The organism is Agrococcus sp. BE272, assembly GCF_031457935.1.
Classification (GTDB): domain Bacteria; phylum Actinomycetota; class Actinomycetes; order Actinomycetales; family Microbacteriaceae; genus Agrococcus; species Agrococcus sediminis.
The window spans coordinates 675,819-696,332 of sequence record NZ_JAVDXL010000001.1; the positions used below are offsets into that span (position 1 = coordinate 675,819).

A 20,514-nucleotide genomic window follows, 5' to 3' on the forward strand; every position below is an offset into this window, starting at 1 on the left:
TCTCCTCGGGTCAGCTGGCGGGATGGTCGTCGGATGCGCCGTCGGCGGGCAGCTCGTCGGGCACGGTGCCCTCGCGGCCGGGCTCGATCGGCTCGCCCGGGCCCGCCTGGGGCGTGGATGCGTGGAGCGGCCTCGCGTCGGTCGTCCGCGAGTCGGGCGTCGTCACCGGTCCCGGCGCCGACGAGCTCGCCGCGGCGATCGACGCCGCGACCGAGAAGTCCTGGTCGACGGGCGGGATGTGCTCGCGGAGCACCGCGACCGAGCGCGGCGCGAGCTTGCCGACCTCGCCGGCGCGCACGGGCCCCTCGACGGCCTCCTGCGCGCCCGTGTCGATGAGGACATCCCATGCCTCGGCGTACTCGGCCGGCGGGATCGCCACGTCGAGCTCGTCCTCGGACGCGTTGCAGTAGATGAGGAAGTGGTTGTCGGTGATGCGCTCGCCGCGCATGCCGCGCCCCGCGATGCCGTGGCCGTTGAGGTACATGCCGACGGCCTTCTCGCTCGCGGCGGCCTCCCAGTCGGACGACTCCATGGGCGTGCCGTCGACGCGCAGCCAGACGATGTCGTTCAGGCGCTCGCCGTCGCCGGTGCGCACCGTCGAGCCGGTGAAGAAGCGCTTGCGGCGGAACGTCGGGTGGTCGTGGCGCAGCCGCGCCACCGCGGCCGTGAACTCGATGAGCGGCTGGTCGATCGACGACCAGTCGATCCAGCTGAGCTCGGAGTCCTGCGCGTAGGTGTTGTTGTTGCCCTGCTGGGTGCGGCCGAGCTCGTCGCCGTGCAGGATCATCGGCACGCCCTGGCTGAGCAGCAGCGTCGCGAGGAAGTTGCGCTGCTGGCGCGCCCGGATCGCGAGGATCTCGGGGTCGTCGGTCGGACCCTCGGCGCCGTAGTTGTAGGAGCGGTTGTGGCTCTCGCCGTCGTTGCCGCCCTCGCCGTTGGCGTCGTTGTGCTTCTCGTTGTAGCTGACGAGGTCGCGCAGCGTGAAGCCGTCGTGGGCGGTGACGAAGTTGATGGATGCGACGGGCCGGCGACCGGAGTGCTCGTACAGGTCGGCGGAGCCGGCCAGGCGGCTCGCGAACTCGCCGAGCGCCGTGGGCTCGCCGCGCCAGAAGTCGCGCACCTGGTCGCGGTACTTGCCGTTCCACTCGGTCCACTGCGGCGGGAAGTTGCCCACCTGGTAGCCGCCCGGGCCGATGTCCCACGGCTCGGCGATGAGCTTGACCTGGCTGATCACCGGATCCTGCTGCACGAGCTCGAAGAAGGTGGAGAGCTTGTCGACGTCGTAGAACTCGCGGGCGAGGGTCGCGGCGAGGTCGAAGCGGAAGCCGTCGACGTGCATCTCGGTGACCCAGTACCGCAGGCTGTCCATGATGAGCTGCAGCGAGTGCGGGTGGCCGACGTTGAGGCTGTTGCCGGTGCCCGTGTAGTCCATGTAGTGCTGCTCGTCGCCGTCGACCAGGCGGTAGTAGGCGCGGTTGTCGATGCCCCGCCAGCTGAGGGTCGGGCCCATGTGGTTGCCCTCGGCGGTGTGGTTGTAGACCACGTCGAGGATGACCTCGATGCCGGCGGCGTGCATGGCCTTCACCATCGCCTTGAACTCCTGCACCTGCTGGCCGCGCTCGCCGGTGCCGGCGTACTCGGCGTGCGGCGCGAAGAAGCTGAGCGTGTTGTAGCCCCAGTAGTTGCGCAGGCCCTTCTCGACGAGCGTCGCGTCGTGCACGAACTGGTGCACCGGCATCAGCTCGAGCGCGGTGACGCCGATCTTCTGCAGGTGGGCGATGATCGACGGGTGCGCGAGGCCGGCGTAGGTGCCGCGCAGCGCCTCGGGCACGTCGGGGTGCGTCTGCGTGAGCCCCTTGACGTGCGCCTCGTAGATGACGGACTCGTTGTAGGGCGTGCGCGGGTAGCGGTCGCCCGTCCAGTCGAAGAACGGGTTGATGACGACGCCCTTGACCATGTTGGGCGCGGAGTCGTCGTCGTTGCGGCTCAGCGGGTCGCCGAAGTTGTAGCTGTGCAGCGGCTGGCCCCACTCGATGGTGCCGCTCGTGGCCTTCGCGTAGGGGTCGAGCAGCAGCTTCGCCGGGTTGTGGCGCAGGCCCTGCTGCGGGTCGTAGGCGCCGTGCACGCGATAGCCGTAGCGCTGGCCCGGCTGGACGCTCGGGAGGTAGGCGTGCCAGACGTACGCGTCGACCTCGGTCAGCTCGACCCGGGTCTCGACGTCGTCGTCGTCGTCGAACAGGCACAGCTCGACCTTCTCCGCCGACTCGGTGTAGAGGGCGAAGTTCGTGCCGGTGCCGTCGAACGTGGCACCCAGCGGGTATGCCTCGCCGGGCCAGACCTCGAGCGCGGGGGCGGGGGTGGGTGCAGTGTCAGTCACGTGCCCGAGTGTAGGCCGGGCATGCTTCGGGGAAGGTGCGAGCCGGCGCCGCAGTGGGGCCGGCGATCAGTCGCCGACGACGAGCTCCTCGCCGCCGGTGATGCGCAGCAGCTCGTCGTACGTGAGCATGAAGACGGTGTCTGCGGTGCCTGCCGCTGCCGAGAGCTCCGGGTGGTCGCGGAGCGCGACGTCGACGATCGTGCGGATGGGCGCGGGGTGCCCGAGCGGCGCGACGCCGCCGATCACCTGCCCGGTCGCGGCGCGCACCTGCTCGGGGGTGGCGCGCTCGATCGGCCCCTCGCCGAGCTGCTCGGCGAGCATCGCCGTGTCGACGCGATGCCGGCCCGACGTCATCACGAGCAGCGGCGCATCCGCCATCCAGAAGATGAGCGAGTTGGCGATCGCGCCCACCTCGATGCCGAGCGCCGCGGCGGCGGCCTTCGCGGTGTGCGTGCCCTCGTCGAAGCGGATCACGTCGCGGTCGATGCCGAGCTCGCGCAGCTGCGCCTGGATCGCGGCGGCCCTGGTCGGAAGCGTCATGCCCCCATCCTGCCCGGGCCGCTCGCGCACGACGCAAGCCCGGCGTGCGCGTTCCGCGGGCGGATGCGGCGCGGGCCCGGGCAGCCCGCCATCCGGGCGATCGGGGCTTGCGTTGTGCTCGAGGGAGCGAGCAGAGGCGGCGGGTCGGGCGGATGGGGCGGGCCGATGGGGCGGGCGGATGGGCGGGGCGGGTCAGGCGATGCGGCTGCCGGGGGCGAGCCGGCGGGCCGGGGCGCGCACGGCGGCGATCGCGCCCCACACGGCCGCGGCCGCGAGCGCCACGTGGATGCCGAGCCCGACGAACCAGCTGGGCACCGTGCGCTCGTAGATCTCGCGCGGCGAGTCGCCCTGGTAGCCGCCCATGGGGTCGTAGTCGGCGCACGACTCGACGTGCGGCGGCTCCTGCAGCCCGCGCACGCCGAGCCCGATCTGGCCGAAGACGTCGTCGGGGTAGCTGTCGCCGCCGAAGTGCGGCGGGATGGCGTCGGCGAGGATCACGTAGGGGTTGGCCGCGAGCATCCACCACACCCGGTCGGGCCGGGCGACGACGGTCGTGTAGGTGCGGTCGGTCTCGACGCACGTGGCGTTGCCGGTCTGCTCGTCGTAGTCCCAGCTGATCTCCTGCCGCTCCTCCTCGGTCTGGAAGGCGATCGTCGCGACGCCGAAGCCGATGAGGGTGCCCACGCTGAACAGCGCCACGACGAGGTAGCTGACGACCGTCGAGAGCACCGGCCGGCGGATGAGGCCCGAGAGCCCGACGCCGATCGCCGAGATGACGCCGATCTCGAGCACCACGATGGGGATCGCGACGAGCACCGCCTCCCAGCGGAGGCCTCCGAGCATCGCCGACGCGAGCATGAACGGCGTGCACACGGCGAGGAAGCCGAGCGAGGCGATCCACGAGCCCAGCACCTTGCCGAGCACGAGCTGCGATGCCGTCACCTGCGTCACCTGCGTCGACGCGAGCGTGCCGCCGTCGCGGTCGCCGTTGATCGCGTTGCCCGAGAGCGCCGGCGTGACGAGCGACGTGACGAGCATCACGAGGAAGATCGTCATCGCGAAGATGGCGCCGCCGAGGTCGCGCTGGTAACCCTGCAGCGACAGGAACAGCACCGTGATCACGCCGCCGACGACGATCGCGACGACGCCGAGCAGCACGTACCAGGCGACGCTGCGCACGCGCTGCGCGAGCTCGAGCCCGACGACGACGCCGAGCAGCCGCAGCCAGCCGAGGGCTCCGGATGCGTCGGGCGGAGCCGGGCGGGACGCCTCGTCGGCGACGGGCGGGGTCTCGGTGCGGCTCATCGTCGGCCTCCGGCGAGCGAGAGGTAGGTGCGCTCGATGTCGCCGACGGCGGGCGCGAAGTGCGTGATGGGGACGCCGGCGCGGACGAGCCGGGCGAGCACGTCGGCGGCGTCCTCCTCGCGGTCGAGCGCGACGTGCGCGACGTCGCCGTCGATGCGCACGCGGTCGAAGGCGACGCCGATGTGGGCGAGCTGGTAGCTGAGCGCCTGCGGGTCGAGCGCGCGGATGCGCCACTCGCGGGCGGCCTGCCGGGCGAGCACGAGCCGCTCGCCGCCGACGACCTCGCCGCGGTCGACGAAGACGGCGTCCTCGGCGATCTCGTCGAGCTCGGAGAGGTCGTGGCTCGAGATGAGCACCGTGCCGCCGGCGGCGGCGAAGCCGCGCAGCAGCTCCCGCAGCTCGAGGCGGGAGGTGGGGTCGAGGCCTGCGGCCGGCTCGTCGAGCAGCAGCACGCGCGGGCGGTGCACGAGCGCGCGGGCAAGGCCGAGCCGCTGCTGCTGGCCGCGCGAGAGCACGCGGCTGGGGCGCCGCGCGAGCTCCTCGAGCCGCGCCTGCACGATGAGCTCGTCAGCCCGTGCCCGCGCCGCCGCCGTCGGCATGCCGTGCAGCCGGCCGACGGTCGTGAGGATCTGCCGCGGCGACAGCGTGCGCCACGTGCCGAGCACATCCGGCATCCACCCCATCGCGCGCCGCACGGCGCGGGGGTCGCGCATGGGGTCGGCGCCCGCGATGCGGATCTGCCCGGCGTCGGGCGCGAGCAGCGACGCGAGCATGAGCAGCAGGGTGGTCTTGCCGGCGCCGTTCGGCCCGATGAGCGCGGTCACGCGGCCGGGCCTGGCGTGGAAGGTCATCTGCCGCACGGCCTGCACGCTGCCGAAGCTGCGGGCCACCTCGTCGACGACGATGCCGTCGGCGTCGAGCGGCGGGCGCCCGGCCGCGCCGTCGAGCGGGTCGGTGAAGACGGGCGGGGCGGATGCGGGGATCGGCTCGGGCGCGCCGGGCTCGGCGGCCCGGTCGCCGGACGTCATCGTCGCCCGCTCAGGGGGTGCTGCATGGCTCGATCCTGGCCCCCGCGGGTGCCGCGTGGCCAGTGCCGCGCGCAGAGTCATCCGTGCGGATGACGTCGCCGCCGACGCCTACGCTGGAGGGATGCCGCGCCTCCCCCGCCTCCGCACGGGCGGCGTCGTGGCGGGCGTGCTGCTCGTGCTCTGCTCGATCGCCTCCGTGCAGCTCGGCGCCTCGATCGCGAAGACGCTGTTCGACCGCATCGACCCGGCCGCGCTGACGCTGCTGCGGCTCGCCCTCGCGGCGCTCGTGATCCTCGTCATCGCGCGCCCGCGCATCCGCTCCTGGAACCGCGCCGCGTGGCGCTCGGTAGCCCTGCTCGGCGTCGCGCTCGCCGGCATGAACCTGCTCTTCTACCTGTCGCTGCCGCGCATCCCGATCGCGCTCGCGGTCGCCGTCGAGCTGCTCGGGCCGCTCGTGCTCGCCCTCGTGCAGTCGCGCCGGCTCGTCGACGTCGCGTGGGTGGCGCTCGCCGCGATCGGCGTGGGCGTCATCGGCGCGCAGTCGATCGCGGGGGACCTCGACCCGGTCGGCGTGCTGCTCGCGCTCGGCGCGGGCGCCTGCTGGGCGGGCTACATCCTCGCGTCGGCGTCGGTCGGTCGGCAGGTGCCGGGCGTCGGCGGCCTTGCGGGAGCGCTCGTGATCGCGACGGTCGCGGTGCTGCCCTTCGGGCTGCTCGGGGCGATCGGTGCGGTCGGCGCCGACCCGTCGGTGCTGCTGCCTGCGTTCGCGGTCGCCATGCTCTCGAGCGCCATCGCCTACGGCCTCGAGCTGCTGGCGCTGCGCCGCGTGCCGACGCGGGTCTTCGGCATCCTGATGGCGCTCGAGCCGGCGTCGGCCGCGCTCTTCGGCTTCCTCGTGATCGGCGAGCTGCTCGGCCGCCTCGACCTGCTGGCGCTCGCGCTCGTGATCGTCGCCGCCGTCGGCGTCGCGATGACCGCGGCGCGCGGCCGGCGCGAGCCGCCGCCGCTCACCGGCCCGGTCGGGCTCGGGCAGCCGGGCGTGGGGCAGGTGCCGCCGCTGCCATGACGCGCGGCCGTCCCGCGGGCGGACGGGGCTGCGCCACGGGCGGGCCTGCGACGATGGATGCGTGGGCGAGCACGACGAGGACGCCCGGCGGTGGGCGCCGCCGGGGCATCCGGCCGCGCGCGGCGCCGGCGGCGGGGACGCGCCCGAGCAGCCCGGCACCTCGGCGGCGGCACCGTGGACCCGCGGAGCCCGGCCGACCCGCCGGCCGGACGACGCATCCGCCACCTCCTCCGTGCCCGTGCCGGCGCCGCCGTGGGACGCGCGGCCCGAGCAGGGCGCGGCCGGCGAGCGCGAGCCGCGCATGTGGCCGATCGCGGCCGGCATCGCCGGGCTCGCGGTGCTCGCGTGCATCCCGCACTGGGTGGCGCCGACGATCGCGCTCATGGTGTCGCTCGTCGGCATCCCGATCGCGTGGGGGTTCCGGCGCATCTCGCACGGGCGCCGGCGCGTGCAGTACGTCGTCGTGGTGCTCACGCTGCTGCTGACCGCCGCGCTCGCGGTCATCGCGCCGCTGCTGTGGCTCGAGCTCGGCGTGCTCGCGCCGCTGACCGTGCCCGACGTGCCCGCGCCGGAGTGATCCGCTAGCTGCCGGGCCGCGACCGCGGGTGGAGCCAGGGCGCCGCGAGCCGCGTGATGAACGGCAGGATGAGCCCGACCATGATCGGCGTCAGGATCACGGTCGAGATGAGCAGCCGCAGCGGCAGCGCGAGCTCGGCGAAGCCGGGGATGAGCCCGAGCAGGAACGTGACGAGCACGTTCATGGGGAAGAACGCGAGCCAGACCACGATCATCTGCTTCCACACGGGCGGTGCGGGCGTCGACTGCCGGATCTCGACGCGGGCGTCGTCCTGCAGCACCACGCCCTCCGGCGCGTCGAACCAGCCCTCGATGCCGGTGCGGCGCTCGACGCGGGACTCGCGGGCGAAGCTCGCGCCCGCCGAGATCCACTGCGCGCGCTCGACGCTGCGCTCCCACGCCTCGAGCGTCGCCCGGTCGGCGAAGCGGTAGATCATGTGCCAGCGCACGCTGCCGGGCTCCTCGCGCACCCAGCCGGCGCCGAGGAAGCCCGGGAAGAGCGTCGCGAGCGCGACGCCGTGCTGCACCCACGCGTGCGCGTAGCGCTCCATGCTCGGGTCGACGGTGCGCTCGATGGCGACGGTGATCGGCGACTGCTCCATGCCTCAACCGTGGCAGACGGGAGGTTTCGCCCGCATGTCGCGCGGGGCTAGCGTTCCGGCATGGACAGCGTGGGCGAGGGGTTCGACGAGCTGCTGGCGATCGCGTGCGTGCGCGACCGGGCGGCGGGCATGCGCTGGTACGAGACGCTCCTCGGGCGCCCCGCCGACGCGATGGCGGGCGAGGAGGCGCTGTGGCGGATCGGGGCGGATGCGTGGCTCGTCGTCGATGAGCGGCCGGCTCGGGCGGGCGCGTGCACGGTCACGATCGCGGTGCGCGGGCTCGACGCCATGCTCGAGCGGCTCGCCGCCGCCGGCGTGCGGCCCGAGCACGCGGAGCGGTACGCGAACGGCGTGCACCACGTGACGATCGCCGACCCGGACGGCAACAGCGTCTCGCTCGCGGAGGCGCCCGCGGGCTTCTCGCTCTGACGGGCCTTCGCGGTCAGCAGGTGCCGTTCGCCTGCAGCTCGGGATCGTCGATGATGCCGCCGTCGATGGCGAAGCCGGCCACGACCTCGTCGCCGACGACCTCGACCGACTGCAGGGTGAGGGCGGCGGGCACCGAGGAGGCGATGCAGACGCTGCGGTCCTGCAGCAGCGGCTCGAGCAGGCCGCCGAACTGCTGGCGCAGCTGGTCGGCGGTGACGGTGGCGTCGGCGATGCTGCCCGAGACGGGCGAGAGCACCAGGTCGCCCTCGGCGGCGCCCGGCTCGAGCACGATGCCGAGCGGGATGGCCGCGCCGAGCACGTCGACCTCGGTCGACGCCGTCACGTTCGGCTCGTCGAGCTCGATCGTCTCGGCCGGGAAGCCGTCGATCGTCGACAGCAGGGCGCGCAGCTGCTCGGTCGTCATCCGCACGTCGGCGGTGCCGCCGGCCGCGGCGCGGTCGGCGCGGATCGGGACGTCCTGCAGCTCGGCGGCGACATCGCCGCTGAACGAGCCCACGGTGACGTCCTCGGAGGCGAGCCGCACCTCGGCGAGCGAGCCGGCGACGAGCTGCGGCAGCAGGATGCCGTCGACCTCGACGTCGACCGGGTGATCGGCGGGCAGCTGCAGCTGCTCGACGACGGTGGAGCGGATGACGCCGGGCACCATCTGCCGCGCGACGAGCTCGGCGACGACGAGGAGCGCCGCGATGACCACGAGGATCGCGGCGACGATGAAGAACGCGCGGCCGGGGCTGCGGCGGGGCTTCGCGGTGGCGGTCATCGGCGGGCTCCGTCGGGCGTCGGGGTCTCGAGGCGGCTCGTCTGGGTCACAGGTCGAGGGTAGATGGGGTGGCGCATCGGTGCCTGAACGCATGAGGACCCCGCCTGCGGCGGGGTCCTGAGGAGCGGATGACGGGCGCGGAGGCCCGGTGGGGCTCCGCGTGATCCGACCAGCGCGGCCGCAGGCCGCTCGACCGTTCGATTCCCGGCAGGAGCGACGAAGGACCCCGCCTGCGGCGGGGTCCTGAGGAGCGGATGACGGGAATCGAACCCGCGCTATCAGCTTGGGAAGCTGAAGTTCTGCCATTGAACTACATCCGCGCGGCCGGGTGACCGGCTGGGGTCCATGGTACGGCACGGCGCTGGGAGGCGGGGTGGTCTCGACTCGCGCGGCTCCGCCGCGCGGCTCGACCAGCGGAGGGAGCGCTGGGAGGCGGGGTGGTCTCGACTCGCGCGGCTCCGCCGCGCGGCTCGACCAGCGGAGGGAGCGCTGGGGAGGCGGGGTGGTCTCGACTCGCGCGGCTGCGCCGCGCGGCTCGACCAGCGGAGGGAGCTGCGCCGCGCGGCTCGACCAGCGGAGGGAGCGCTACGCCGTGGGCGGGGAGGGCACGTAGGGGTGCGCCACGAGCGACTGGTGCTCGGGGTGCTTGCCCAGCCAGCCCTGTACGAACGTGCACTGCGGCACGATCTTGCGGCCCGCATCCGTCGCGTCCTGCATCGCGAAGCGCGCGAGCGCGCTGCCCACGCCGTGGCCGCCGAACGCGTCGCCGACGACCGTGTGCTGCAGCACGCGGTTGCCGTCGGCGTCATCGACGTACGAGAGCACGCCGGCGAGCCGGTCGCCGATGTGGGCCTCGTAGCGGGAGCGGTCGGAGTCGTCGCCGACCACCACGTGGACGTCGTGCGATGCGGGCTCGGTCATGCGACCCATCCAACCCCGGCGGCCCCGCCGCCGACAAGGGCGTCAGCGCGACTCGGCGGCGGGCGCCTCGGGAGCGGCGGTCCCGTCGGCCTGCTCGTGCAGCGTGTCGTGCAGGTGCACGGGCTCGACCTGCTTGCCCTTGCGCTTCGCGCGGCGCGACGCCGCCCAGAGGTTGAGCCCCTCGACGAGCACCGCGAACGCCATCGGGCCGTAGATGAGGGCCTTGTCGATGTGGATGCCGAAGCCGTCGGCGATGAGGAAGACGCCGATGAGCAGCAGGAACGACAGCGCGAGCATCTTCACCGTCGGGTGGCGGTTCACGAACTCGAAGATGTACTTCGCCGAGAACAGCAGGATGCCGAACGACAGCAGCACCGCGGTGATGATGACGAGCATGTTGCTCGTCATGCCGACGGCGGTGATGACCGAGTCGAGCGAGAAGACGAGGTCCATGAGCAGGATCTGCGCGAGCACCGCGCCGAAGGTGGCCTTCACCGCGGAGGAGGCGTGCTCCTCCTCGCCCTCGAGCTTCAGGTGGATCTCGTGGACCGCCTTGTAGAGCAGGAACGCGCCGCCGGCGATGAGGATCAGCTCACGGCCGGAGAAGCCCATGCCGAAGAGCGTGAAGAGGTCGTCGTTGAGGGTGATGATCCAGCCGGCGAGCAGCACGAGTCCCACGCGCATGACCATCGCGAGCGTGAGGCCGAGGTTGCGCGCCCGCGCCTGCTGCTCCTTCGGCAGCTTCGAGGCGAGGATCGAGATGAAGATCACGTTGTCGACGCCGAGGACGATCTCGAGCACGAACAGGGTGAGGAAGACCGCGATGAGGTCGGGCGTGAATTCGAGCGAGAAGTCCATAGTGGTTCCAAGCCTAGGCATCCGAGGTGTCCAGAACCTCACAGCCGCGATGCGCGGCGACCGGACGGACGCCGCGCATCGCGGTGGTGTCAGTGAGCGAGCGCCCCCGCCAGCCAGGACCGCTCATCTCCCGTCCAGCGGTTCACCCCGACGTCGCGCCGCGCCGTCTCGGCGTGCATCCGGGCGAACGCGGGCACGAAGACGCGGTTGATCCGGTCGAGCCGGTCCTGCTCCTCCCGGATGCGGTCGGCCACCGCGAGGAACTCGGCGATCACCGCATCCTCGTCGATGAGGGTCAGGCGTCCGTGCTCGACCGTGACGACGCCGTCGACCATGACGCGCACGATCGACGACCCGTTCTCGCTGTAGACGAGGTGGTTCTCGAGCGTGTTCCTGGGCAGGAACGCGAGCGTGCTGGTGTCGAACATCGTGAGGTCGGCTCGCTTGCCGACCTCGAGCGACCCGACGGCGTGGTCGAGCACCGCAGAGCGGGCTCCGCCGATCGTCGCTGCCGTGAGCACCTCGTCGACCGTCGGCCAGGCATCGAAGTCGGGCTCCGTCACCTTGTGCAGCAGCGCGGCCATCTTCATGACCTCCATGAGCCGCGGGGTGTCGCTCGACGAGCAGCCGTCCGTGCCCAGGCCGAGGTTGACCCCGTGGCGGTGGTAGTCGCGCCACGGCAGGATGCCCGAGCCGAGCTTGAGGTTCGAGATCGCGTTGTGCGAGACCGAGACGTGCTTCGCCGCAATGCGCGCGATGTCCTCGTCGTCCACCCAGATGCCGTGCGCGAACGTGGTGTTGCGCGACAGCGCACCGATCTCGTCGAGGTGCTGCACGAGCGAGCGGCCGTAGAGCTCCGTCCCCGTGACCGCCTGCGTCTTCGTCTCGAGCACGTGGATGTGCATCTCGGCGTCGAACTCCTGGGCGAGCGCGTTGGCGCCCACGAGCAGGTCGTCGGTGCAGCGCTGCGGACCGGAGGGCGCCACCATGTAGCGCAGGCGGCCGTCGGCCCGACCGTGGTGCGCCGCGAACGCCTGCCTCGAGAAGTCGAGGTACTCGGAGGCGGTCAGCACCTGCTGCGCCCGCACCTGCCGCACGACCTCCTCCGGCAGCCAGCCGACGACGAACGGCAGCGTGTCGACGAACGGACGGTTGATGATGTGGCCCGAGACGTTGGCGCGGATGCCGATCGCCTCGTACGCGTCGACGACCGCCGCGAGCTGGGCCGCATCCTGGCCGGGCGTCTCGAGCACGTCGTCGACGAGGGTCGTCACGCCGTTCTTCATCGACTCCATCGCGAACATCAGGGTGCGCAGCCGGATGACGTCGGGCGTCAGCGGCGAGCCGCCGAGGATCGGGTACGACAGCAGCATCCACAGCTCGAGGGGCAGGTTGTCGTAGCGGCCCTTGTAGAGGTACTCCCACGAGTGGGTGTGCGCGTTCACGAAGCCGGGCGAGATCAGCAGCCCCGACGCATCGATCACCTCGTCGCCCGGCTGCGCCTCAAGGGCGGGCGCCATCGCGACGATCGTGCCGTCGGCGATCCGGATGTCGCGACGCACCGCGCGCGACCCGGTCGACGCATCCATCGTGACGACGTCGCCGCCGCGGATGAGGGTGCCCATCAGGCGGCCGCTCCGGTCGCGACGGGCTTGCGGACCGCGCGGGCGATCGCGCTGGCGACGGGCACGGCGAGGATGGCCACGATGATGCCCTGCAGGGCAGGACTGCCGATGCCGGTGAACGATCCGAAGAACGCCGCGGCGGTGCCGGCGAGGTAGGCGGCGATGCCGGCCCACTGGAACGCGGGCACCGTGCCGAGGTGCGTGCCGGGATCCCGCAGCCGCCACGTGAACAGGAACGTGCCGATCACGGCGCCGCCGAGCGGCGGGATCACGGTGCCGAGCAGCACGAGGAAGCCGGTCATCGCATCCGCCGCGTTCGTGACCGCGAGCGCGATGCCGATCACGACCCCGCCGATGATGAACGGGCGCTTGTTCGCGACGCCGAAGAGCTCGGCGCCCGCGACGCCGAAGGCGTACGCGGCGTTGTCGTTCGTCGTCCAGAGGTTGAAGACCAGCATGAACACCGCGAGCAGTGCCAGCCCGAGCCCGAGCAGCAGGTTGGTGAAGTCGGGCTCCGCGAACGCGATCGCGCCGATCCCGCCGAAGAACAGCAGGGCGAACTCGATCACCACGACGACGCCGAGGCAGGTGAGGAACGCGGTTCCCGCCTTCTTCGAGAAGCGGGTCCAGTTGCCGATCTGCGTGCCGCCCGAGATGAAGGTCCCGATCATCATGGTGAGCGCCATCCCGGGCGCGATGGAGGCATCACCCTCGGTGGCCCACAGGTTGGCCCAGCCGCCGACCTCGCCGACCGAGAGCCCCATCACCCAGAAGCAGAGTCCGAGCATGAGCGGCACTGACACCCACGAGAGGATCTCGATGCCCTTGAAGCCCCAATAGGCCGTCGTCGCCATCAGCAGGCCGCCGAAGATGGCCAGCGGCCACGTGACGTCCCAGCCGAGCGCGGTCGCGAGCAGGTTCGCGAAGATGCCGACCGTGATGCCGTACCAGCCGATCTGCGTGCCGCCGAGCACGATCGACGCCCACTTGCCGCCGACGCGGCCCAGGACGAGGCGGGCGAGCAGCACGGTCGAGAGGCCGGTGCGGGCGCTCACGGCACCGAGCGTGGCCACGTAGAGCGCGAGCACGATCGAGGCGACGATCGCGATGCCGACGAAGCCGGCGAAGCCGAAGGCACCCGCGACGGCGCCGCCGGTGACCATGGTCGGAGTGAAGAAGAGGAATCCTGCGACGACGACGAGCACGCCGAACCAGCCCTGGCGGGCGGAGAGCGGCACGCGCGTCAACGGGTAGTCGGTGTCGATGCGCACGGGCTGCGCGTCGTCGGGCTCGGGGACGATCGCCTCGGGCCTGCTGGCGGTGGTGGTCATGGGGTGCTCCTTCCGGGAGTGCACCCATCGCACCGCCTGCACGTCACGATCGTGTTTCGGCAGCGCGAAGTGTGGTGCACCGGACGCCGTCAGGGGCGACGGGGTGGAGGAGGCTCCACCGGGCTGCAACGGCCCGGAAACGTTCGTGACACGGTCGAGCAATAGCGTCGCCGACATGCACGCCCCAGCCACCGCATCCGCTCGCATCGCGGTCGCGGACGCGCTCGCCTGGGGCGGCATCGACCTGCGGCTCATCGGCAGCCCGGTGGGGCTCGACCGCGGCATCCGCTGGGCGATCACGACCGAGCTGCTCGACCCGAGCCCCTACCTGCAGGGCGGCGAGCTCGTGCTCACCACGGGGATGTCGCTGCGCACGCCCCGCGACTGCGCGGCATTCGTCGCCGCGATCGCACCGACCGGCCCCGCGGCGGTGGGATTCGCGATCGGCGCGGGCGCCGACGCCGTGCCCGATGCGCTGGTCGCGGCGGCGAACCGGGCCGGCCTGGCGGTGCTCGTCGTGCCGCCCTCGGTCGCGTTCGTGTCGATCACCGAGCGGATCGCGGCCGAGCGAGCGCGCTTCGACGCCCGGGTGAGCGAGCAGCACTCCGTCGGCGCGCTGATCGACGCCGTCCGCCGCGGGCTCGCGAGCGCCGCGGTGCTCCTACCGCTGCTCGAGGCCGTGGGCGGGGAGGAGTGGTCGGTCATCGCGAGCCGTTCGGAGGTCGTGCCCGATCGCGGCGCGACGCTCGTCGGCACGGTGGGCGATCTCACGATCGCGATCCTGCGGCCCTACGACCTCGAGCAGGCGCTCGCATCGGCCGGCGGAGCGGCGGGCTGGAGCGGCCCAGCCGATGTGCGCGGGCTCGTCGGCGCGATCCGCGAGGCGATCGTGGCGCACCGGCTCGGCCTGCGCAGCGGCGCGGTGACCGGCCCCCGCGAGCTCGCATCGTGGGAGGGGCTGCTGCAGCGCCTCACCGACGAGCAGCTCGGGCCCTTCCGCTCGCACGTGCTGGCGCCGCTCGAGGCCTACGACCAGCGGCACCACGCGCGGCTCATCGAGACGATCGAGGCGTTCGTCGCCCATGACGCATCGGTGCAGGAGGCCGCCGCCGCACTGTTCGTCCACGCGAACACCGTGCGCAAGCGGCTCGCGCGTGTGCACGCCGTGGCCGGCCTCGACGCCCTCGTCGCGGCCGATCGCATCGCGCTCGCGGTCGCGCTCGCGAGCAGGCGGTGAACCTCACGGCACGCGGTGCAGCCACTCCTGGGTGTCGAACTTGGTGCGGATGCGCTCGGTCGCGGTCGCGAGCTCGGCGTCGGTGAGCGCGCCGTCGGTGCCGCCGTAGAGCTTGCGGAAGGTGCCCTTCAGCGCCTCCTGCACCTCGGCCTTGCCCATGCCCGTCTGCGACTTCAGCGGGTCGACGCGCTTCTTGGCGCTCGTCGTCCCCTTGTCGGAGAGCTTTTCGCGGCCGATGCGCAGCACCTCGGTCATCTTGTCGGCGTCGATGTCGTACGACATGGTCGCGTGGTGCAGCACGGCGCCGCCGGCGAGGCGCTTCTGCGCGGCGCCGCCGATCTTGCCCTTCGCCGACGTGATGTCGTTGAGCGGCGCGTAGAACGCGTCGATGCCGAGCCCCTTCAGCGCCTCGATGACCCACGCATCCAGGAACGCGTAGGAGTCCTGGAAGCTCATGCCCTGCACGAGGTCGCCGGGCACGTAGAGCGAGTAGGTGATCGCGTTGTCGGGCTCGGAGAACATGGCGCCGCCGCCCGTGATGCGGCGGAGCACGGGGATGCCGTGGCGCTCGGCGTTCTCAGGGTCGACCTCGTTCTTGAACGACTGGAACGAGCCGAGGTAGACGGCCGGGCCGGCGAGGTTCCAGAATCGCAGCGTCGGTCCGCGGCGGCCCGCCCCGACCTCCTCGGTGAGCACCTCGTCGAGCGCGACGTGCACGATCGGCAGCCGCGGCTCGTCGTCGATGATCGTCCACTCGTAGTCGCTGAACGAGCTCGCGTGCTGCAGCGCCCGGCGGATCGCGACCCCGACCGACTCGGGGGTGAAGCCGAGCAGCACGGCGCCCTCGGGCAGGCCCGCCTTGATCGCCTCGCCGATCTCGACGGCGGTCGCGGTGACGGGCAGGCCGTTCACCGCGGCGTCGATCGCGCCGAGCGCGTCGTCGGGCTCGAGGAAGAAGTCGCCCGCGAGGCGGAAGCCGGCGATGCGGCCGTCCTGCTCCTCGAGGTCGACGACCACGAGCTTGCCGCCGGGGACCTTGTACTCGCCGTGCATGCGCTCCAGCCTAGGCGGCGGTCGGCCGGGCACATGCCGCGCGGTCGTGGCCCGGCACCCCCGCCGACCCGTTGCACCCCCGACGACCCGGTGCACCGGGTCGGTGTCGGTGGGAGGGGTCGGTCAAGCGGACTGCGCACGCGCGGCGCCTGCGGCACCCTGCCAGCCGGCGCCGATCAGGCGGGCAGCAGGCGCGCGTCGAGCCAGGCGACGATGTCGTCGAGCACCTTCGCGCGGTTGATCTCGTTGAGGATCTCGTGCCGCGCGCCCGGGTAGACCGTGACGGTGACGTCGGTGAGGCCGCCGCGCGAGCGGTAGGCGTCGCCGAGCCGCCGCAGCGACTTGGGCCCGGCCATCGAGTCGTCGGAGCCGCCGGCGATGAGCATCGGGATGGGCGGGTCGATGCGCCTGGGGACGCCGTAGAGGCGCAGGCCGTCGGCGACGCCGAAGAGCGGCAGCACCTTCGCCGGGAACGTCAGCGGGTCCTCGGCGAACGCCGCGACGACCGCCGGGTCGCGCGAGATCCACTCGTAGCCGGTGTCGCCCAGGTGCGCGTGGCGGGCGTTGAGGTCGCCCGGGTTCATCGAGCCGGGCATGCGGTAGGCGGTGCCGCTGAGGATCGCGGCGTCGACGAGGTCGCTGTAGCCGTTGAGCAGGATCTGCGTCGACAGGGAGCCCCACGAGTGGCCGAGCACGGCGACGGGCAGGCCCGGGTGCTCGGCCCGGATCTGCTTGAGCACGTGCACGAGGTCGCCGACGACCGCGCGCATCCCGCCCGGTCCGAGCCGCCCGAGGCGCTCGAGGTCGCCGCCGTGCTGCGTGACGCCGGTGGCGCCGTGGCCGCGCTGGTCGATGGCCCACACTGCGTAGCCGGCCTGCACGAGCCGCTGCGCGACGTGCTCGTAGCGCAGCGCGTGCTCGCCGAGGCCGTGCGCGATGAGCACGACCGCCTTCGGCCTGCCCGGCCGCCAGCGGTAGCGATGGATAGTCACGCCCTGGAGGTCGACGAACGTCGACTCCTCCCGGATCGCGGTGAACTGCGGCATGGTGCGGAGTCTACGACGGCGGCCTACGGCCCCGGCATCACGCCGGCGCGAGCCGCCTCGCGAGGTGGCGGCCCGTGAGCGAGTCGCCCGGGTCGGCCGCGAGCGCCGCCGGCGTGCCCTCGAAGACGACCGCGCCGCCCTGCGCGCCCGCGCCCGGCCCCAGGTCGATGAGCCAGTCGGCGCGCGAGACGACGTCGAGGTTGTGCTCGATCACGATCACCGTGCGTCCGGCGTCGACGATGCGGTCGAGCAGGCCGATGAGGTTGTCGACGTCGGCCATGTGCAGGCCGGTCGTCGGCTCGTCGAGCACGATGACCGCCGCGGTCGTGCCCATCTCGATCGCGAGCTTCAGCCGCTGCCGCTCGCCGCCCGAGAGCGTCGTGAGCGTCTGGCCGAGGCGGATGTAGCCGAGCCCCACGTCGACGAGGCGGCCGAGCATCGGCTGCACCTGCCGCTCGGTGAAGAACCGCTGCGCCTCCTCGACCGACATGTCGAGCACGTCGCCGATCGACGCGCCGCGCAGCTCGTACTCGAGCACCTCGGCCGTGAAGCGGCGGCCGCCGCACAGCTCGCACTCCGTGACGACGCCCGCCATGAAGGCGAGGTCGGAGGAGATGACCCCGAGGCCCTTGCACTCGGGGCACGCGCCCGCGGAGTTGGCGCTGAACAGCGCCGGCTTCACGCCGTTGGCGGATGCGAAGGCCTTCCGGATGGGCTCGAGGATGCCCGTGTAGGTGGCCGGGTTCGATCGCCGCGAGCCCTTGATCGTGGTCTGGTCGACGAACGCGACGCCGTCGCGCGGCAGCGAGCCGTGGATGAGCGACGACTTGCCCGACCCCGCGACGCCCGTGACGGCCACGAGGACGCCGGTCGGCACATCCACGTCGACGCCGCGCAGGTTGTGCTCGCGCGCGCCGCGGATCTCGAGCCGGCCGGACGGCGTGCGCACCTCGGCCTTCAGCTGCTGCCGGTGCTCGAGGTGCTCGCCGGTGCGCGTGCCGGAGGCGCGCAGCTCGGCGAAGGTGCCCTCGAAGACCACGGTGCCGCCGTGGATGCCGGCGCCGGGGCCGAGGTCGACGACCCGGTCGGCGATCGCCATCACCTCGGGCTTGTGCTCGACGACGAGCACGGTGTTGCCCTTGTCGCGCAGGCGCTGCAGCAGGCCGTTCATGCGCTCGACGTCGTGCGGGTGCAGGCCCGCGGTCGGCTCGTCGAAGACGTAGGTGACGTCGGTGAGCGCCGAGCCCATGTGGCGCACCATCTTGGTGCGCTGCGCCTCGCCGCCCGAGAGGCTGCCGGCGGGGCGGTCGAGCGAGAGGTAGCCGAGCCCGATCGCGTCGAAGGTCTCGAGCAGGTCGACGAGCTTCGCCCGCAGCGGCGCGGTCGCGGCGCCGCCCGCCTCGGGCGGGATCGCGGCGACGAACGGCGCGAGGTCGGTGAGCTGCATCGCGGTCGCCTCGGCGATCGTGACGCCCTGCACCCGCACCTCGCGCGCCGCCGCGTTGAGCCTCGTGCCGTCGCACTCGGGGCACGCCTCGAAGGTGGCGGCGCGCTCGACGATGCCGCGCAGCGTCGGCTTCATCGAGTCGACGTCCTTCACGAACACGCTCTTCGTGAGCTTGGGGATGAGGCCCTCGTAGGTCATGGTGAAGCCCGCGAAGTCGACCTTGCGCTCCTCGCCATGCAGGAACAGCCGCAGCTCGTCGTCGGAGTAGTCGGCGATGCGCTTGTCGGGGTCGAGCAGGCCCGACTCGGCGTAGAGCTTCCAGTACCAGCCGCCGACGGCGTAGTTGGGGAAGTCGATCGCGCCCTCGTTGAGGCTCTTCGAGCGGTCGACGATCACGTCGACGTCGATCGTCGACACCCGCCCGAGCCCCTCGCACGCCGGGCACATGCCGCGCGGGTCGTTGAACGAGAAGAGCACCGACGACTCGAGCCGGGGCTCGCCCACCCGCGACCACAGGATGCGGAGCATCGTGTACGCATCCGTCGCCGTGCCCACGGTGGAGCGCGAGTTGGCGCCCATCTGCTCCTGCCCGACGAGGATCGCCGCCGTCAGGCCCTCGAGGCTGTCGGCGTCGGGCTGCGGCGCCGGCGGCATGAAGCCCTGCACGAACGCGTCGTACGTCTCGTCGATGAGGCGGCGCGACTCGGCCGCGATCGTGCCGAACACGAGGCTCGACTTGCCCGACCCCGAGACGCCGGTGAAGACCGTCAGCTGCCGCTTCGGGATGTCGACGTCGACGCCCTGCAGGTTGTTCTCGCGCGCGCCCCGCACGCTGATGTGCTCGACCACGCGTCGACCGTACCGCCGCCCGCCCGCGCGCGGCACTGCCGTACGATCCGGGAGGCGGCCCGCAGCCCCACCCCGCACCCGCACACCCGAACCGAGGAGCCGCATGCCCACCTGGCGCCGCCGCGACGAGAGCCGACTCGACGCATCCGACATCGTCCTGCCCGAGGAGCGCCTCGGCTGGGGCCGCACCATCGGCCTCGGCATGCAGCACGTCGTCGCGATGTTCGGCGCCACGTTCCTCGTGCCGATCATCACCGGCTTCCCGCCCTCGACGACGCTCCTCTTCTCGGGCATCGGCACGATCCTGTTCCTGCTCGTGACGGGCAACCGCCTGCCGAGCTACCTCGGCTCGTCGTTCGCGTTCCTCGCGCCGATCGGCGCCGCGACCGCGATCGGCGGGCAGGGCTTCGCGCTCGCCGGCATCGTGCTCGTCGGCGCGCTGCTCGCGCTCGTCGGCCTCATCGTGCACCTGGCCGGCACCCGCTGGATCGCCGCGCTCATGCCGCCGGTCGTCTCGGGCACGATCGTCGCGCTCATCGGCTTCAACCTCGCGCCCGCCGCGCGCGACAGCTTCCTCGCCGACCCGCTCCTGTCGGTCGTCACGCTCGGCGCCATCATCGTCACCGCGGTGCTCTTCCGCGGCCTGATCGGCCGGCTCGCGATCCTCGTCGGCGTGGTGGTCGGCTACGCCGTCGCCGCGGCCACCGGCGGCATCGACTGGTCGGGCGTCGAGGAGGCCGCGTGGATCGGACTCCCCGAGTTCCAGATGCCGACCCTCGACCCCGCGCTGCTGCCGGCCCTGCTGCTGTTCGTGCCCGTCGTGCTGCCGCTCATCGCCGAGAACCTCGGCCACGTGAAGGGCGTCGGGCAGCTGCTCGACCGCGACCTCGACCCGCTCGCCGGCCGTGCGCTCATGGCAGACGGCGGCGCGACCGTGCTCGCGGGCCTCTTCGGCGGCTCGGCGACCACGACTTACGGCGAGAACATCGGCGTGATGAGCGCCACGCGCGTCTTCTCGACCGCCGCATACTGGGTCGCGGCGATCGCCGCGATCCTGCTGGGACTCTCGCCCAAGGTCGGCGCCGTGATCTTCGCCGTGCCGGCCGGCGTGCTCGGCGGCGTGACGACTGCCCTCTACGGCCTCATCGGCATCATCGGCGTGCGCATCTGGATCGAGAACCGCGTCGACTTCTCGATCCCGCGCAACCAGTTCGCCGCGGGCGTCGGCCTCATCGTCGCGATCGCCAACTACACGCTCACCGCCGGCGAGCTCGTCTTCGAGGGCATCGTGCTCGGCACGGTCGCGACGCTCGTGATCTACCACCTGATGGATGCGCTCGAGCGGCTGCGCGGACCGCGCGCGGGCGCGCGCGACGACCACGCGCCGCCCGCCGCCGCGCCCGCCGAGCCGGCGCCCGGCGAGCGGTAGCGGCGGGCGCGGGC

At 72.6% G+C, this 20,514-nt stretch carries 18 protein-coding genes and 1 tRNA gene; 5 read left to right on the forward strand and 14 right to left on the reverse strand.

Features of this window, described 5'->3' with window-relative positions:
* Positions 1–10 precede the first annotated feature (10 nt).
* The 4 genes from glgX to J2X49_RS03280 form a co-directional block, all read right to left on the reverse strand.
* Complete coding sequence (gene glgX / locus J2X49_RS03265) at positions 11–2,377, reverse strand: glycogen debranching protein GlgX (RefSeq protein ID WP_310122472.1); 2,367 nt, start codon at positions 2,375–2,377, stop codon at positions 11–13.
* Positions 2,378–2,443: 66 nt separating this feature from the next.
* Positions 2,444–2,917, reverse strand: a complete 474-nt coding sequence (locus J2X49_RS03270; protein WP_310122474.1) for a YbaK/EbsC family protein — start codon at positions 2,915–2,917, stop codon at positions 2,444–2,446.
* A 192-nt stretch (positions 2,918–3,109) separates the two neighbouring features.
* On the reverse strand, positions 3,110–4,222 hold the full coding sequence (locus tag J2X49_RS03275; protein ID WP_310122477.1) for an ABC transporter permease: 1,113 nt from the start codon (positions 4,220–4,222) through the stop codon (positions 3,110–3,112).
* A complete protein-coding gene (locus J2X49_RS03280; protein WP_310122479.1) occupies positions 4,219–5,250 on the reverse strand; it encodes an ABC transporter ATP-binding protein in 1,032 nt (343 codons plus the stop codon). Before J2X49_RS03280 ends, J2X49_RS03275 begins: the two co-directional genes overlap by 4 nt.
* Positions 5,251–5,371: 121 nt before the next feature.
* Here J2X49_RS03280 and J2X49_RS03285 point away from each other — a divergent pair, with 121 nt between their 5' ends.
* Together J2X49_RS03285 and J2X49_RS03290 are read left to right on the forward strand one after the other, a co-directional pair.
* Complete coding sequence (locus J2X49_RS03285) at positions 5,372–6,316, forward strand: EamA family transporter (RefSeq protein WP_310122480.1); 945 nt, start codon at positions 5,372–5,374, stop codon at positions 6,314–6,316.
* 61 nt (positions 6,317–6,377) lie between these two features.
* Positions 6,378–6,893 (forward strand): hypothetical protein, encoded by a 516-nt coding sequence (locus tag J2X49_RS03290; RefSeq protein WP_310122481.1) that lies wholly within the window; start codon positions 6,378–6,380, stop codon positions 6,891–6,893.
* A 4-nt stretch (positions 6,894–6,897) separates the two neighbouring features.
* On the opposite strand, the gene J2X49_RS03295 is transcribed toward J2X49_RS03290, so the two are convergent.
* Complete coding sequence (locus tag J2X49_RS03295; RefSeq protein ID WP_310122483.1) at positions 6,898–7,494, reverse strand: antibiotic biosynthesis monooxygenase; 597 nt, start codon at positions 7,492–7,494, stop codon at positions 6,898–6,900.
* 60 nt (positions 7,495–7,554) lie between these two features.
* On the opposite strand from J2X49_RS03295, the gene J2X49_RS03300 reads away from it, so the two are divergent.
* Entirely contained in the window at positions 7,555–7,923 is a 369-nt protein-coding gene (locus tag J2X49_RS03300; RefSeq protein WP_310122487.1) for a VOC family protein, read from the forward strand.
* 13 nt (positions 7,924–7,936) lie between these two features.
* On the opposite strand, the gene J2X49_RS03305 is transcribed toward J2X49_RS03300, so the two are convergent.
* The 6 genes from J2X49_RS03305 to J2X49_RS03330 form a co-directional block, all read right to left on the reverse strand.
* Positions 7,937–8,704: an LmeA family phospholipid-binding protein gene (locus J2X49_RS03305; protein WP_310122490.1), complete on the reverse strand. Its 768-nt coding sequence runs from the start codon at positions 8,702–8,704 to the stop codon at positions 7,937–7,939.
* A 249-nt stretch (positions 8,705–8,953) separates the two neighbouring features.
* Positions 8,954–9,024, reverse strand: a tRNA-Gly gene (locus J2X49_RS03310).
* 265 nt (positions 9,025–9,289) lie between these two features.
* Entirely contained in the window at positions 9,290–9,625 is a 336-nt protein-coding gene (locus J2X49_RS03315; protein ID WP_128189315.1) for a GNAT family N-acetyltransferase, read from the reverse strand.
* A 42-nt stretch (positions 9,626–9,667) separates the two neighbouring features.
* A complete protein-coding gene (locus tag J2X49_RS03320) occupies positions 9,668–10,483 on the reverse strand; it encodes a TerC family protein (protein ID WP_128189316.1) in 816 nt (271 codons plus the stop codon).
* An 89-nt stretch (positions 10,484–10,572) separates the two neighbouring features.
* On the reverse strand, positions 10,573–12,108 hold the full coding sequence (locus tag J2X49_RS03325; protein WP_164877092.1) for an amidohydrolase family protein: 1,536 nt from the start codon (positions 12,106–12,108) through the stop codon (positions 10,573–10,575).
* Complete coding sequence (locus tag J2X49_RS03330; protein ID WP_128189317.1) at positions 12,108–13,439, reverse strand: cytosine permease; 1,332 nt, start codon at positions 13,437–13,439, stop codon at positions 12,108–12,110. Before J2X49_RS03330 ends, J2X49_RS03325 begins: the two co-directional genes overlap by 1 nt.
* Positions 13,440–13,614: 175 nt before the next feature.
* Here J2X49_RS03330 and J2X49_RS03335 point away from each other — a divergent pair, with 175 nt between their 5' ends.
* A complete protein-coding gene (locus J2X49_RS03335) occupies positions 13,615–14,676 on the forward strand; it encodes a PucR family transcriptional regulator (protein ID WP_281440028.1) in 1,062 nt (353 codons plus the stop codon).
* 3 nt (positions 14,677–14,679) lie between these two features.
* Here J2X49_RS03335 and J2X49_RS03340 read toward each other — a convergent pair whose 3' ends face one another.
* From J2X49_RS03340 to J2X49_RS03350, 3 genes are all read right to left on the reverse strand, one after another.
* Positions 14,680–15,729, reverse strand: coding sequence for a biotin/lipoate A/B protein ligase family protein (locus J2X49_RS03340; protein WP_128189319.1), 1,050 nt, complete (start codon positions 15,727–15,729; stop codon positions 14,680–14,682).
* Between the two features lie 176 nt (positions 15,730–15,905).
* Positions 15,906–16,775, reverse strand: coding sequence for an alpha/beta hydrolase (locus J2X49_RS03345; protein ID WP_310122500.1), 870 nt, complete (start codon positions 16,773–16,775; stop codon positions 15,906–15,908).
* Positions 16,776–16,812: 37 nt separating this feature from the next.
* Positions 16,813–19,176, reverse strand: coding sequence for an ATP-binding cassette domain-containing protein (locus J2X49_RS03350; RefSeq protein ID WP_396130836.1), 2,364 nt, complete (start codon positions 19,174–19,176; stop codon positions 16,813–16,815).
* Between J2X49_RS03350 and J2X49_RS03355 the strand changes: the two genes are divergently transcribed.
* Entirely contained in the window at positions 19,175–20,500 is a 1,326-nt protein-coding gene (locus J2X49_RS03355; protein ID WP_310122506.1) for a solute carrier family 23 protein, read from the forward strand. The two genes, J2X49_RS03350 and J2X49_RS03355, sit on opposite strands and share 2 nt — an antisense overlap.
* The last annotated feature ends 14 nt before the right edge of the window (positions 20,501–20,514 follow it).

What these genes read in the sequence shown, in the direction of transcription:
- J2X49_RS03270 (WP_310122474.1), bottom strand. Translation starts at nt 2,917, where the DNA reads ATGACGCTTCCGACCAGGGCCGCCGCGATCCAGGCGCAGCTGCGCGAG.
- J2X49_RS03275 (WP_310122477.1), bottom strand. Translation starts at nt 4,222, where the DNA reads ATGAGCCGCACCGAGACCCCGCCCGTCGCCGACGAGGCGTCCCGCCCG.
- J2X49_RS03280 (WP_310122479.1), bottom strand. Translation starts at nt 5,250, where the DNA reads ATGACGTCCGGCGACCGGGCCGCCGAGCCCGGCGCGCCCGAGCCGATC.
- J2X49_RS03285 (WP_310122480.1), top strand. Translation starts at nt 5,372, where the DNA reads ATGCCGCGCCTCCCCCGCCTCCGCACGGGCGGCGTCGTGGCGGGCGTG.
- J2X49_RS03295 (WP_310122483.1), bottom strand. Translation starts at nt 7,494, where the DNA reads ATGGAGCAGTCGCCGATCACCGTCGCCATCGAGCGCACCGTCGACCCG.
- J2X49_RS03300 (WP_310122487.1), top strand. Translation starts at nt 7,555, where the DNA reads ATGGACAGCGTGGGCGAGGGGTTCGACGAGCTGCTGGCGATCGCGTGC.
- J2X49_RS03305 (WP_310122490.1), bottom strand. Translation starts at nt 8,704, where the DNA reads ATGACCGCCACCGCGAAGCCCCGCCGCAGCCCCGGCCGCGCGTTCTTC.
- J2X49_RS03315 (WP_128189315.1), bottom strand. Translation starts at nt 9,625, where the DNA reads ATGACCGAGCCCGCATCGCACGACGTCCACGTGGTGGTCGGCGACGAC.
- J2X49_RS03320 (WP_128189316.1), bottom strand. Translation starts at nt 10,483, where the DNA reads ATGGACTTCTCGCTCGAATTCACGCCCGACCTCATCGCGGTCTTCCTC.
- J2X49_RS03325 (WP_164877092.1), bottom strand. Translation starts at nt 12,108, where the DNA reads ATGGGCACCCTCATCCGCGGCGGCGACGTCGTCACGATGGATGCGTCG.
- J2X49_RS03330 (WP_128189317.1), bottom strand. Translation starts at nt 13,439, where the DNA reads ATGACCACCACCGCCAGCAGGCCCGAGGCGATCGTCCCCGAGCCCGAC.
- J2X49_RS03335 (WP_281440028.1), top strand. Translation starts at nt 13,615, where the DNA reads ATGCACGCCCCAGCCACCGCATCCGCTCGCATCGCGGTCGCGGACGCG.
- J2X49_RS03340 (WP_128189319.1), bottom strand. Translation starts at nt 15,729, where the DNA reads ATGCACGGCGAGTACAAGGTCCCCGGCGGCAAGCTCGTGGTCGTCGAC.
- J2X49_RS03345 (WP_310122500.1), bottom strand. Translation starts at nt 16,775, where the DNA reads ATGCCGCAGTTCACCGCGATCCGGGAGGAGTCGACGTTCGTCGACCTC.
- J2X49_RS03355 (WP_310122506.1), top strand. Translation starts at nt 19,175, where the DNA reads ATGCCCACCTGGCGCCGCCGCGACGAGAGCCGACTCGACGCATCCGAC.
- J2X49_RS03350 (WP_396130836.1), bottom strand. Translation starts at nt 19,176, where the DNA reads ATGCGGCTCCTCGGTTCGGGTGTGCGGGTGCGGGGTGGGGCTGCGGGC.